Source organism: Microcoleus sp. BROC3 (genome assembly GCF_036702515.1).
Taxonomy (GTDB): domain Bacteria; phylum Cyanobacteriota; class Cyanobacteriia; order Cyanobacteriales; family Microcoleaceae; genus Microcoleus.
Map to the genome: position 1 here is coordinate 114,146 of NZ_JAUBTQ010000004.1, position 13,798 is coordinate 127,943.

Annotated in this window: 9 protein-coding genes; 3 read left to right on the forward strand and 6 right to left on the reverse strand. The window is 42.6% G+C overall.

Annotated features, from left to right (window positions below; genetic code table 11):
• The first annotated feature begins 297 nt into the window (after positions 1-297).
• Entirely contained in the window at positions 298-1,230 is a 933-nt protein-coding gene (locus QUB30_RS03925) for a LysR family transcriptional regulator (protein WP_333329357.1), read from the forward strand.
• A 120-nt stretch (positions 1,231-1,350) separates the two neighbouring features.
• On the opposite strand, the gene QUB30_RS03930 is transcribed toward QUB30_RS03925, so the two are convergent.
• Positions 1,351-2,085, reverse strand: a complete 735-nt coding sequence (locus QUB30_RS03930) for a prohibitin family protein (protein ID WP_333329359.1) — start codon at positions 2,083-2,085, stop codon at positions 1,351-1,353.
• A 164-nt stretch (positions 2,086-2,249) separates the two neighbouring features.
• Positions 2,250-3,452, reverse strand: coding sequence for an EAL domain-containing response regulator (locus QUB30_RS03935; RefSeq protein WP_333329362.1), 1,203 nt, complete (start codon positions 3,450-3,452; stop codon positions 2,250-2,252).
• A gap of 417 nt (positions 3,453-3,869) precedes the next feature.
• Between QUB30_RS03935 and QUB30_RS03940 the strand changes: the two genes are divergently transcribed.
• Positions 3,870-4,385, forward strand: a complete 516-nt coding sequence (locus QUB30_RS03940; protein ID WP_333329365.1) for a heme-binding protein — start codon at positions 3,870-3,872, stop codon at positions 4,383-4,385.
• Here QUB30_RS03940 and QUB30_RS03945 read toward each other — a convergent pair.
• From QUB30_RS03945 to QUB30_RS03955, 3 genes are all read right to left on the reverse strand, one after another.
• Positions 4,372-4,788: a secondary thiamine-phosphate synthase enzyme YjbQ gene (locus QUB30_RS03945; protein WP_333165987.1), complete on the reverse strand. Its 417-nt coding sequence runs from the start codon at positions 4,786-4,788 to the stop codon at positions 4,372-4,374. The two genes, QUB30_RS03940 and QUB30_RS03945, sit on opposite strands and share 14 nt — an antisense overlap.
• Positions 4,789-4,974: 186 nt before the next feature.
• Positions 4,975-6,075 (reverse strand): glycosyl transferase, encoded by a 1,101-nt coding sequence (locus QUB30_RS03950; protein WP_333329368.1) that lies wholly within the window; start codon positions 6,073-6,075, stop codon positions 4,975-4,977.
• 458 nt (positions 6,076-6,533) lie between these two features.
• Complete coding sequence (locus QUB30_RS03955) at positions 6,534-7,547, reverse strand: hypothetical protein (RefSeq protein WP_333329371.1); 1,014 nt, start codon at positions 7,545-7,547, stop codon at positions 6,534-6,536.
• A 122-nt stretch (positions 7,548-7,669) separates the two neighbouring features.
• Between QUB30_RS03955 and QUB30_RS03960 the strand changes: the two genes are divergently transcribed.
• Complete coding sequence (locus tag QUB30_RS03960) at positions 7,670-8,236, forward strand: hypothetical protein (RefSeq protein ID WP_333329374.1); 567 nt, start codon at positions 7,670-7,672, stop codon at positions 8,234-8,236.
• 4 nt (positions 8,237-8,240) lie between these two features.
• On the opposite strand, the gene QUB30_RS03965 is transcribed toward QUB30_RS03960, so the two are convergent.
• Positions 8,241-13,586, reverse strand: a complete 5,346-nt coding sequence (locus QUB30_RS03965; RefSeq protein ID WP_333329377.1) for an AAA family ATPase — start codon at positions 13,584-13,586, stop codon at positions 8,241-8,243.
• Between the last annotated feature and the right edge of the window lie 212 nt (positions 13,587-13,798).

A 13,798-nucleotide genomic window follows, 5' to 3' on the forward strand; every position in this document is an offset into this window, starting at 1 on the left:
AACTCTAAGGCCCTTCAGCGGTAAAATCAAATGTTGTTTTTTATCGAATTCATAAATGCAAGTGATGCAGTGCCGCCCGGAAAAGAACTGTTGGAATACCAGACCTATTTGTCCTCAAAAGCTCAAACCCTTGACGTTAAAAGGAAAATTTAAAGAGCGGCTGATAACCGTGATTTATCGGGAATTCCAACCTGTACCAGAGAGTCGATCGAAAAGTTCAGGTCAAAGCTTAGCCACAAGAGATTTTAATCTCAAAAAATAACTGTATTTAGTAAAGGAACCCTCAGAATGGCCGGAATGACGCTTGACCAACTGCGAGTTTTTATAGCTGTAGCGGAACACCTGCACTTCAGCCGCGCGGCGGAGGAACTTTACATCACTCAACCCGCTGTCAGTGCGGCAATCCAAAGCTTAGAGGCGCAATATGGAGTAAAACTATTTCACCGCATCGGCCGCCACATCGAAATCACTGAAGCCGGGAAGTTGCTGCAAGTTGAAACGCAGAAAATTCTCGACCAAGTTGCTTTGACTGAGAGAGGTTTGCGGGAGTTGAACGACTTGCAGCGAGGCGATTTAAAATTGGGTTGCAGTCTGACCATTGGCAATTATTGGTTGCCTGATAAAATTAGCAAGTTCAAACAGAAATATCCCGGTATTTGCGTGAATTGTACTCTGGCAAATGCCGAAGAAATTTGTGCGGGTACGGCAACGGGAACATTTGATTTGGGTTTAGTGACCGGAGACATCAAAGCTTCGCTTAAGAACACTCTGGAGGAAGAAGTTATAGGCAGCGAACGCTTGCTGATTGTTGTTGGCAAATCTCACCCTTGGTTTGAACGTGCAGAGGTGAATTTAACGGAAATTGCGCAAACGGATTGGGTGATGCGAGAAGCTGGTTCTGGAGTTCAGCAAATGTTGGAACAAGCTTTGCAAAGTTGGGGCATTAATCTCCATGAATTGAATGTCACTTTAGTTTTGAATAGCAGTGAAATGGTAAAAGCAGTGGTGGAAAGCGGCACAGGTGCAGCGGCTATTCCTGAATTGATGGTAAAAAAAGAATTGCAGCTATCTACACTGCGAGCGATTAAAATTATAGATAGCCAAGCAAGTTCAAATGTATCTCTTGAAATAATTAAACCAGTTTTGAAACTGAAGCACAGACAGCGTTTTCAAACTGGAATTACTAAAGCTTTTGAACAGATATTAATTCAATTTTCTGGGGATTGGTAATTCAGGACTTACCCACCAATACTCAAGCAACCGGGTTTTTTACCGACATAAAAAGCTAAACGCCGTGTATTTTCGTAAAAAAAACCCGGTGTCTGGCCAGCCGTGCGTCCAGGATGATAATTATCGATCGACCAATTTCCTCAAATCCAATAAATTTTTACTTCCATCACCAACAATTAGCGGCAATTTCCCATTCCATTTTTCTATAGCTTGCCTTTGCAACAGTTCCGGAGTCAAATTGTCCCGCAGCAATCTTTGCACTTCGGCTTCCCCTTTGGCTAAATTCACCTTAGCCTCTGCCTCTTTTGCTGCCTTCAGTGCTAAAAACTCCCCTTTTTTTGCTTCCTGTTCGGCAATTTGTTTCGCCTCCACCGCATCGCTAAACCGCTCAGAAAAGTGAACGTGCACTAAAGAAATATCGTCAACAGCAATGTGATATGTAACCAACCTCAAGGTCAAAAAATCATCAACTTCCGCTTTAACTGCTCCTCGTTTAGTAATAATTTCTTCAGCCGTGTATTTTGCCATGACGGCTTTTAATACTTCTTCAACTGCCGGATCGATAATGCGATCTATCACTTCTTTTTCGTCACCTATTTGTTGAAAAATAGCATTTGCTTTTTCGGGGATAATGTGCCAGTTCAGCGCTACATCGGTGAAAACATCTTGCAAATCTTTTGAGGAAGCTTCAGCGGAGCTTTCCTGTTTTTGCACCCTGACACTCAATTTTTTTACAGTATAAACTATGGGTACTATGACGTGAATTCCTTCTCCGAGTACCTGTTCTTGCACTTTACCAAACTGCATCATCACGCCCCGTTCTCCAGCGTTTATAATGACAAAAAATTTGGACATAATAGCTAAAAAAACTATCACTAGAGATAATTGAACAGCTATATAAATATCCTTATGTTTTTTATTGCTTGATTTGAGTGAGTCAACTTTACTGCTGGATTCTCCAACCATATTCCACCCCGATCGCACTTAATTATCGGACAAATATTGACTTAACCGCTCTTCTATTTGCCTTCCACCAGCAACCGTTCAAAATCCGCTGCCACCAAAGGAGGACTGAACAAATATCCTTGCATTGTATCGCACTCGTAGCGCCAGAGAAAATCTTTTTCTGCTTCGGTTTCAACTCCTTCGGCAATTACCTCAAGACAGAGACTGTGCGCCATTTCAATAATAGCTTTCACAATCGCTGCATTTGTGCAACCATCGGTGATATTGCTGATAAAACAGCGGTCGATTTTTAAAGTATCGAAGGGGTATTGGGTCAAATAGCTTAAAGAAGAATACCCGGTTCCGAAATCGTCAAGAGATATAGAAAGTCCCAAACTTTTCAATTGTTGCAAAGCAGCGATCGCACTTTCGGCATCCTCTACCATCAAACTTTCTGTCAACTCTAATTCCAAACAGCTCGGTTCCAAACCAGTTTCTGCTAAAATTTGGGCAACTCTGCTGCTGAGATCCGGTTGGTGAAATTGGCGCGGCGACAGATTCACCGCTACCCGCAGCGAAAAACCAGCATTTTGCCAAACTTGCATTTGCCTGCAAGCTGTCTGCAAAACCCACTCGCCTAACTCTACAATGAAGCCAGTTGCTTCGGCAGCAGGAATAAATTCTGCGGGCGAAATCAGCCCTTTTTCTGGATGCAGCCAGCGCACTAAAGCTTCTGCGCTGATAATTTTACCTGTCTGGACATTGACCTGCGGCTGATAGTAAACTTGGAATTCTTCACGTTCCAAGGCGTTGCACAAATTAGTTTTTATCTGCTGTAATTTGTGGGCGGTATCTGGGATTAAGTCGCCGTTTTGCGATCGCCAATTATTGTACTGTTCGGCGACAGCTTCTTGTTTTTTCAAGCGGCTCGATATCGCTCCCACAAGTTCAGCTCTACTAAAAGGTTTAGTCAGGTAATCATCTGCTCCCAATTCCATACCTTGTCGCATTTCAGAGCGATCCGCTTTACCGGTGAGAAAAACAAAAGGTACTGTAGCAGTAACAGGATTCGATCGCAAGGCCACCAGCACCCCGTAACCGTCAAGTTCTGGCATCATCACGTCGCAAATAATCACGTCGGGAAGATTTGACACCGCCGCATATAAACCTTGTGCTCCATTTTCTGCACCTGTCACGTCGAAACCTTCAGCTTTGAGGAGTTTGAGAATATTCTCCCGAATTACTTGCTCGTCCTCAATCACTAGAATCTTTTTCATACGTAATTCCCTGAAAGCGGTATAATTGACCCTGTAGCTGAACGCGATCGGCGTAGCAATAACTCAAAAGGCACAGCTCGATCGGCCCGACAGCCGAATATTTTTAGACAAAAATAGCAAACGCCTGAAAAACCATAATTTTTCAAGGACAACTAGATTAATGTTTCTCTGCTTACTCTGTGCCGTCCGTATTATTACGAGGTTAATTAATAAATCTCTAATTAATTCTAGGCGATCGACAGTTACTAGCGCTCTGAATAATTGTTAAACTGGTTGTGCAGATCGATCGTCTGCAAACAATCTCAGCCTATTTATACCAGTTGCCAAAAAACAACGCAACTGCAAGCAAGTTCCAAACCCTTGCGGAGTCAGTCTTTCCCCATTCTTTAATGTAAAATCTCAACTCTCCCATATCAAATGGTATTACCTACTGGATTCCCTGAACCCGCACAGATTGGGGTCATAGAAGTTAAGCAATATCCTCATTACCGGGCTGTCACCTACACCCACGCGGGCGATTTGCGACAAGCAACTGGAATCGCCTTCAATCCCTTATTTCAACACATCAGCAACAACCAAATTGCGATGACAACGCCAGTAGAAGCGCGCTACACCGAAACTTCCGGGGCAATCGATGCAGTTCCCCAAGCAGAAGTTTCGTTCCTCTATCCCGCACCAAATATCGCCCCCAGCAGCGTTAACTCCGCTGTAGAAGTCACAGATACTTCTCCGATGACAGTTGTCAGCATCGGCGTGCGCGGGGCCTACACTTGGGAAAGCTACGAAAATAACCTCCAGAAACTCAAAGATTGGCTTCAAGAACATCCCGAATACGAAATAGTCGGGCCGCCGCGCCGCTTTTTTTACAATTCCCCGATGACGGCGGAAGCAACTAAAATCAGCGAGGTACAAATTCCGATCAAGTGCCGCTGACGTGAACAACTAATTCGCGAATGTGACCCCGCTGGCGGTGTTCCCACAGGTAAATTCCCTGCCAAGTTCCTAACAGCAACCTGCCGCGATCGATCGGGATTTGTTCGGAAGTGTGAGTCAGCGCAGTGCGAATGTGGGCCGGCATATCGTCTGGGCCTTCCGCATCGTGAATGTAGCGATCGCCCTCCGGTACCAGTTTAGCTAAAAAGTTAGCCAAATCCTTAAGTACATCCGGGTCAGCATTTTCTTGAATCACCAAACTAGCAGAAGTATGGCGCAAAAATAAGCTACAAAGTCCCGTTTTAATACCTGAATTCGCCACCGCATCTTCTATCTTAGGAGTGATTTTGCACAGAGACTTCCCTGTAGTTTGAATCTTGAGTATCTGTTGATAGTGATTCATTCGATTTTAGATTGTAGATTTTGGATGAGACTGATGCAAAACTCTTCATTCGGCGCAGCCCGAGTTTGTTTGTTTAGGATCGATTTCTAATCGCCGTCTTCTATTTTAAACTTTCGATGAGACTGTTGCAAAACTCTTCAGTCGGCGAAGGCTGACTTTGTGTTACAAGAAGCGATGTCAATCGCCTTATGTAAAATAATCTACAACAGCTTGGGCGATCGCCTCCGTACCATTCTTATCCAATTTATCCGACAAACAGGGCGGATGCAGCGGTTGTCGCAAAAACTCCCAATCCCCCTCAAAAAACTCCGTCGCCGTCACAATTTGATGTTCCGCATAATTTTGAATCCCTTCCAGCAACACCGCAGATTCCGCGAAACCTTCTCTCATTATAGAAACAATAGGTATTTCCAAGCGCAAAGCTTCCGCAAAAGTGCTGTATCCCGGTTTAGAAACTAAGCGCCCGCAGACAGGCATAATATCGACCGGACGCGGTAAAATCGGGAAAGATTGTGCAAACTCCGGATTTTTGACATTAATCAAATTCGGCAAATCGGGAGCTCCCGCATCAAAAGTAATAAATTGCCAGTCGCTAAATAGCTGTAAATTTTGATAAGGAATTTCTTCTAAACCCAATCCGCCGAAAGTCAACATTACATTTTTTTCCAGCGGTGTTTCGATGCCGAATACTTCCCGAATTTTTTCGTTACTGTAGCGAGGATTGCCACCAGTCAAGCCCACATCTTGAATATTTGGAAAAGCTGTCATCGGTTCGTGCAAAGGAAGACGAAAAAGCCGATCGCACATTCCGAAACACTCACCAATCCAATCTGCCATTTCTGCAAATTCTCCACCCCAATCTCGATAGATAAAATCCCACCCAAAATTGCTCATCATCCAGCAAGGAACCCCAGCCGCTGCCGCCATTCGCGTTGCCAAAGGAGGAATATCTGCCAGCACCAAACCCACCCGATTTTGCTTGATAAAATTAACTTCGCCCGCAATTAGCGAATTTTGCTTTTTCCGAATTTCCCGCAATTTTTCCAGCGTTGCGTCTTTATCCATATGCAAACTGTCAGCTTGCACCACACCCACATCAAAAGCGCGGGGACGGTGGATAAAGTCGCCGCCAATGTAAGATTCTAGCAGCCAGCGAGGTGCTGTTGTTGTGATAATTAGTAAAATATCTGGATTTAATTCTTGAATTTTTGCAGCTACGGAGGAAAGTCGCACAGCGTGGCCGAATCCGTGATTCGTGATGGCAATATATAATGTGGGTCGAGACATTGATAATAGGGAATAGGGAATGGGGAATAGGGAATGGGGAATAGGGAATGGGGCATCGGGCATCGGGAATTGGAGGTAGAGACTGGAAGCCAACAAGGCCAAGCTTCAAGCGACCCACAACGAACAATGACACAATTAATAACTAATGACTAATGACTAAGCGGTTGTGTATTTAACTTGTATAGCTATCCTAAATCATTTGTGAATTTCTTACTCCCTCCCCTTGATAAGGGGAGGGTTGGGGTGGGGTCAAAAATTTACGACTCCTGCAAGGATTGCTATATATTCCTGGCGTTGCTCAGAGCAACGGCCCAGAATAGTTTTATTATTATTAGTGACTATAATAAAATTAGTTTTTAATGATGAACGCCAGTCCTCTCTTTGTGAATAAATTAAAACTAAAAATTTTCCTCCTAACTTAATTATAATTGTACAGGCATCGAATATGCAAGAACTCATCAATCGGACGCGCCCTCAGACCAAACAGGCAATTGATTAATTTTGTCCAGCGTTATATCTACATACTTTTGACCCTCCGCCGCCCGATTTTCCCCAAAATATCCATCATCGCCGTCGTGCTTGTGAGGGCCGCTCAAAGCTTCTGCATAGCGGCCTTGCAAACGAGCTTGGTTGAAAGGAGAAGTCGCGTACCAGTACCAGCGAGTCGGAAAAACTATGCCGCCAATATCCTCAATTGAATCGCGAGTGCCGCGAAAGTGGAAAATGCGATCGGCTTCTGCAAAACCATTTTCTCCCGAAAACACGCCCCCAACCGAAACAACGGTAATTTCTGCCTTCAGCCATTCTTTAAGATAGCGACTAGCACCCAAAGCAACTTGTGCGCCGCCGCTAGTGCCAATTAAAATAACTTTCAAAGGTTGTTGAGGATTAACTGAAATGGGAGATTGAGCATTCATGCGCTCGATAATTGCATTAGCCATTCCCTGATTGTATGCAAAGCCGTAGCGATAATCTAAAGAAATTGCAAACCTCCAGAGATTGCGAATTTTGATGAATATATCCCCCGCAATCGGCCCTTTTTTTGCCTGTTCTGCAAACCGCCAAAAAGGAGCTAGCCATCGCTCTCCTCCTAAACTTTTGTTAGAAGCCGAATAAGGAAAAATATCGCCCACTGCTACGCACTGCGGGTGATTTTTAACTAAACGCTTGAGAAAAAACTCTTCACCAGGGGTTAATTCATCCCCTGAAAAATCGCCAACTCCCGGTAAAAAGATGATATAACAATTGAGCGGCGAAGACTTGCCCGCTTCTATATTGCCCTTGTTTGAAGGCAATATCTCCGGCGGAGTTTTCTTGAAACCCAAAGTTTCGGCACTTTGATTCAGCCACCATATAACAGTCCCCACCGGGGAAAGAATGCCCCAAATTATCAGGATTACACCGGCGATGAGCAATAAATTTAAACTTCCCCCGCGCAGCCATGCAAGTATCCGTAAAATCAATCTTAGCATTTAATAAAATCTGGTATAATGCCAATTAATTACCTAATTACCTAGAAATAGTTCGGTGATTCTGCTGTATTAGAGCTTATTTTGTAAAAGTTGTCAACTATCTTGAGGAGCAGGAGTTCAACGTGAAGGGAGAAGATTCAATTGCAGGTTTGGGGGCAACGCTTTGGAACGCACTTTCTTTGAACGGCAATTTTTACGAAAAAACTCCCTACACTGGCAGAACTAAGCGAATAGCTTTAACAATTGTAATTTTAGCTGCGCTGTCCCGCGTGTTGGGCAGTGCTGTCATCTTGTTAATCAACCGAACTGAGCCATCAGTATTATTTCTAGGACTTTTGATAGATGGTTTGGCAGTCGCGGGGGGTTATTATTTTTGGACTTTCACTATCTTTAAAATCGGGGAGTGGCTGAAGCCGGGACACGTAACTTATGGGGAGTTGTTGGTGCCGATCGGCTTTGCCTACGCGCCCCAAGTGCTGAATTTTTTAACGCTGATTCCCTTGCTGGGAGAAGGAATAGAGCGCATATTAGCTGTGTGGAGTTTGCTAGCTGTAATTGTGGCGGTTCGCCAAGGTTTGGATATTCAAACTCGCTGGGCGGTGTTCATTTGTTTTGTAGGTTGGCCGTTGATTCAAATTGCGATCGGCTTTGTGAAAGTAATTGAACAGTTGCTTTCACGATGGCTTTAATTAATCAATACGGAAGCAGTATAGTAAACTCGCTGCCCTCTCCGGGTTCGGACTTGCAAATTAGCTTTCCTCCATGCTGTTCTACCACAATTTGATAACTGATAGACAATCCTAAACCAGTCCCCTTACCTACGTCTTTAGTAGTAAAAAACGGGTCGAATATTTTACCCAGTACCTCCGAACTCATCCCCACACCATTATCAACAATGCGAATCGCTACTTGATTTCCTTCGGCGACTTCCGTGCAAATCTGAATTGTTGGAGTCTTTGTCGAGTCAGCTTCACTCACTCTTTCGCAAGAAAAAGCATCAATTGCATTGGTAAGTAAATTCATAAATACCTGATTAATTTCTCCCGGATAGCAGTTCACTAAAGGCAAATTGCCGTACTCCTCGATCACTTGAATATCGCTTAATTTTTGAGCCAAAATCATCAATGTGCTGTCGATACCTTCGTGGAGATTAACCCATTTTTTATCTGATTCATCTAGTCGAGCAAAGTTTCGCAGCGACAGCACAATATCGCGAACCCTCGCAGCACCAACTCTCATGGAATCAATCATTTTAGTGAAATCATTCATCAAAAAAAATAAATCAACTTGTTCACTTTTATTTATTATTTCTTGCACGGGATTTGGGTAATTATTTTGGTATAATTGTAGTAAATCTAGTAAATTTTTAGAGTATTCATTGGTGTAATGTAAGTTTCCATAAATAAAGTTAATCGGGTTATTAATTTCGTGAGCAATCCCCCCTACCACTTCCCCTAAACTGGACATTTTTTCACTTTGAATTAGCTGCAATTGAGTGCGGCGAAGTTCTTCCAGTGCAGTTTGCAATTTCTCAGTTCTTTGGGCTACTCGCGTTTCCAGAATAGTATAAAAACGGGCATTTTCTAGAGAAATAGCTGCCTGTGCAGACAGGATTCCCAAAACTTCTACCCTGTCGCTAGTAAAAGCACCTTTGGTTAAATTATTTTCTAAATAAAAAATACCCGTAAGGTTGCCTTGATGAATAATTGGCAATACCAGGATAGATAGGGGTTGATTGGTCGCAATATACGGGTCAAATTGAAATTGATCGGATCGGGTAGCATCGTCTAAAACCAAGTATTTTCTGGTTCTTTCTACATATTTAATTAAGGAAATTGGCAGCATATCGGATTCGGCAATCGGGAGAGATTGCAACACGGTTACATCCTTAAAGTCACCTGTCAGCGCCGCTTCTATGAATAATTGATTACCTGTATTGGCAAGAAATAATACTTTTCGAGCACCTGCGTTTTCCTTCACAAGCTGTACGAGTTTCTCTAGCAAGCGGCTGAGAATAATTTCGCTCGAAACAGCTTGTGATGCTTTGACAACTGTTGACAAATCCAGCACAAAACTATTATTATTAATAGTAGTTTTGGTAGTGGTGACAACATTTTTATATATTGCGTCTTGATGGCGATCGACTAAATAAGGATAACGGGATTCTAAGTCTTTAACTTTGGCTGTAGCTCCCCAGCGAATGTAAGCATAATAAGCTTTGGTCAGATAAGCTCGAGCACTTATCTCTTTATCCAAAGATTGATAAAACTCTCCAGCTAATTCAGAAGCTAATGCTTCTTCGTGGATGTAACCGTTAGCTGCAGCTCCTTTAATAGCTAAGTCATAATAATCCATTGCGGCAAGTTGATCGCTGATAACTCGCGCTTTTTCTGCTTCGACTAACTCGTATTTATGCTGATAATTCATGGGTGCATGGTAGGCCCACTTTTTCATAATTTGTTGATTAGAGTTAACAATAGCTAGGTATGCTTCTTGATTGTCACTGTCAGGATAGTGGGCGAGGAGAGCCAGCGAATAGTAGAAATTGTGTACCCCAACAGTGATTAAGCCGATCGCCCCATCTGCATATTCTGCCGCTAATTTACCGCTGGCAACAGCCGAAGCATAATCTTTCAATAAATAAAGCAGCATCAATTTACCCGCATAAGCTGCAAACAGCGACATTCGATTATTTTCTTTCTGCCAACGCGACATCACAGCAGGTTCATCCAACCTGCCACTAACTAACCGTAATTGCTCTGCTGTTTGGCTTCTTAAGCTTAAAGCAATTGCTTGCCAAATTTTAGCATAACCTATGGCAAATTCGTGTCTATTTTTTAGCAAAAAATCCATATAAAGGGTTTGTTTTTCTTTGACATATTCTAGCGGTTCTCCTACCAAAAATAAATTGGTAATATAGTGCATAGAATTATATATCGCCCATTCTAAATCGCCCGTTTCCACACCAACATTCATTCCTTCTATAAATGAAGCAAGTGTAGTCTTAGTAGACTCTTTCCAGATTCTTATATGACCATTAAACATTACATAAACCTTAGCTTTCTGTTGGCTAGCATTAAATTGTTCTAGCAGCTTTAAAGCAATTAATCCAGCGTAGTAGCCAGCTTCTATGTCGCCTGCGATGCCGCACAGCATCGTTCCATAAAGAGTATAGGGAAAAGTAGCTAATGCTGAATGACCGCGCTCAATACAAAGATTGACCATAGTCAAGACGAGGGAGGACACAATTTCTGGTTTGGCAATATAAGCAGGAGGATAGAGGGCTGTCAGGATTTCCATAGCTGCCAGTTGATAAGGATCTGTCATAACTGGCAGGTTTTCTAATTCCTCAATTCGCGGCAATTTTGGCACTGCAATGGTTGGGCTATCTAATAGGTTTACTCCCAGCATTTTCAGCACTTCTAAACCTGTTTCAACAGCTTTTAGCATCAGGCTTTGAGCCTGATAAGATAGGATTTTTAGCTGATACACTTTCACTATGTCAAGCTGGTTTTTAGCCGATCGCAAAACCACTTCTGCCAAAACTTCTGCTTGCTCGAAGTTGGTGTTTAAATATTCCGCTTCCAGCGTCTCTACATACAGCCGCAGCGTCATGCGATAGTTGCGAACCCAGCTATCAGGTGCTAATAAGGAAATTCCCACATTCAAATACTTAACAGCGGGTTCGTAAGCATTAGCTGCTTTTGCCTTATGCCCAGCCATTAAATTTAATTCGGCTAATTCATCTTTTTCTGATTGCAGGAGCAGACAATCCATTCCTACATTCAACTGGTTGATAATATCAAAAATTCTCTCTTCTACTTTATCGGGTGGCGTATTTTCAAGTAGCAATTTACCGATGCTAAGATGAGTGGCTTGCTTTTCATCATCAGGAATCAGCGAATATGCAGCTTGCTGGACGCGATCGTGCAAAAATTTATAGCTGATTCGCGAAGAATCGAAAGTTAAATTAGCTACTCCTTCTCCCTCTAAAAATAAAGGAATGAGGTAACTCTCATTCAAGGGAAGTATTAACCCTGCTTGCAAAGCATCCCAGAGTTCAGTCGCCGTGACTGATGGAGATTTTGCGTTGACAGTAGAGAGAACATCTAAAGTGAATTTGTCTCCAACACAAGCCGCCAATTTCAAAACTTGTTGTGTAGTCTCTGGCAATTGTTGAATCCGACTGGCTACCAGTTCAACTACACTCTTATCTGTGATGCCAATAGCCTGAATCTCCTCAATGTTCCACTGCCACTCCCCTCTGCTTCCGGGAGACAGCAGCCGGGAAAAGTCAAACCTCAAAAGTTTTTCTTGATAAAGAGTGTTGAGCAATTGCGTCAAGAAAAAAGGATTCCCACCAGTCTTATTCCAAATTAACTCCGCTAAAGGTTGAATTCTGTCTGAGTCATTCAAGGTCTCCGAAATTAACTCAGTAACCTGGGCTAAAGAAAGAGGTTCCAGCACTAAATTGTTGATAATAATACCCGTTTCTTGAAGGTAATCTACTGTCTGCATTAAAGGGTGTGTAGATCTAACTTCATGGTCTCGATAGGCTCCTATTAATAGTAAATATTTGCTGTCTTGGTCAGTTGCCAGCAATTCCATTAATTGCAACGTCGCTGAATCTGACCACTGCAAGTCATCGAGAAATATGACTAATGGATGCTCTTTTTGCGCGAATACGTGGATAAATTCTTTGAATAGCCTGTTAAAGCGGTTTTGTGCTTCTGTTGGGGCAAGTTCCGCAACGGCAGGCTGTTTGCCAATTACCAATTCTAGTTCGGGAATCACGTCAATAATTACTTGTCCGGCATCGCCTAGTGCGACTAAAAGTTTATCTTGCCAATCTTGTAATTTTTTGTTATTTTCCGCAAGTAACTGCTGGATCAAAGATTGAAAAGCTTGAATTAAAGATGCGTAAGGTATATTCCGCTTGAATTGGTCAAATTTACCTGAAATAAAATAGCCCCGCTGTCTGGTGATAGGTTTTTTAATTTCGTTGACTACTGCCGATTTGCCTATACCTGCATAACCAGAAACTAGGATCAGTTCAATTTGGGAAGGGGAAGAAATTTCCTCGCAGGGATTAGCTACACGTTCAAAGGCTGCTAATAGTTCGCTGACTTGTGTTTCCCGACCGTACAATTTTTGAGGAATCAAAAACTGACTCAATATATCTAAGTTTCCAGGCGTAAAATCGACTATCTTGCCTGTAGTTTCTAACTGATTTAAACAATTTTCTAAATCTGCCAACAATCCGCCTGCGCTTTGATATCTCTGTTCGGCATTCTTTGCCATCAATTTCATCACAATTTGTGATATAGCTGGTGGAATATCTGAATTAATTTGATGGGGTACAATTGCTTGAGAGGCTATGTGACTGTAAACTATTTCTAAGGGGTCGTTACTCAAAAATGGCAATTGACCTGTCAGCATTTCATACAGGGTAATTCCGAGAGAATAAAAGTCGGTGCGGTAGTCGAGGGTGCGGTTCATTCTCCCGGTTTGTTCGGGAGACATATAAGCAAAAGTGCCTACTATCGAGTTATTATTAATTTGCGGATTTTCTTTGGACAATCGAGAAGCAATCCCGAAATCGGTCAGTTTAATAATTCCTGTGTGGCTGTTGATGATGATATTGCTAGGCTTAATATCTTTATGAATAATTTTTTGAAGGTGCAGATATTCTAAGGTTTTTATGAGTTGGATGCCAAACCTCAAACAGGTGATGACTTCGAGCTTTTGTCTGGACATCAGGCGATCGATAGATTCGCCATCAAAGTCTTCCAAAAGCAAGCCGAGACGGTTGTCAAAGGTTTCTAGGCTAATTACTTTAACTAGGCCCGGATGGTCTAAATGTTGGCGAATGCGATACTCGTGCTTGAGCCGGGTAATTGCATCGAGGGTGGGATATTCAGCTTTCAGGATTTTGAGTACGGTTGTCTCGTGATGGGTGGGGATTTTTCCTCGATAAACAATCGTTTCGATACCTTGGTGGAGAGTGGAGTGGATTTGGTATTGCGAGAGAAATTGCATCGAGTTCTCCTCTGAATTAAAAAAATATCTGATTCGAGTCGCTGTTGGCTGTTGACTTTTGGCTGGCGGCACGACCACCGTCAATCGTCAAAAGTCTTGACAGCGCAACCGTTATATGCTTAGCTTAGTTAAATGGTGTACTTAGGTAAAAAAAATCAGGATTTATTTACTGGTACAAAAATATATTTATATATAAAGATTATAGTATCTAT

Coding starts and splice junctions, on each gene's coding strand:
- QUB30_RS03925 (WP_333329357.1), top strand. CDS start 298: ATGACGCTTGACCAACTGCGAGTTTTTATAGCTGTAGCGGAACACCTG.
- QUB30_RS03930 (WP_333329359.1), bottom strand. CDS start 2,085: ATGTCCAAATTTTTTGTCATTATAAACGCTGGAGAACGGGGCGTGATG.
- QUB30_RS03935 (WP_333329362.1), bottom strand. CDS start 3,452: ATGAAAAAGATTCTAGTGATTGAGGACGAGCAAGTAATTCGGGAGAAT.
- QUB30_RS03940 (WP_333329365.1), top strand. CDS start 3,870: ATGGTATTACCTACTGGATTCCCTGAACCCGCACAGATTGGGGTCATA.
- QUB30_RS03945 (WP_333165987.1), bottom strand. CDS start 4,788: ATGAATCACTATCAACAGATACTCAAGATTCAAACTACAGGGAAGTCT.
- QUB30_RS03950 (WP_333329368.1), bottom strand. CDS start 6,075: ATGTCTCGACCCACATTATATATTGCCATCACGAATCACGGATTCGGC.
- QUB30_RS03955 (WP_333329371.1), bottom strand. CDS start 7,547: ATGCTAAGATTGATTTTACGGATACTTGCATGGCTGCGCGGGGGAAGT.
- QUB30_RS03965 (WP_333329377.1), bottom strand. CDS start 13,586: ATGCAATTTCTCTCGCAATACCAAATCCACTCCACTCTCCACCAAGGT.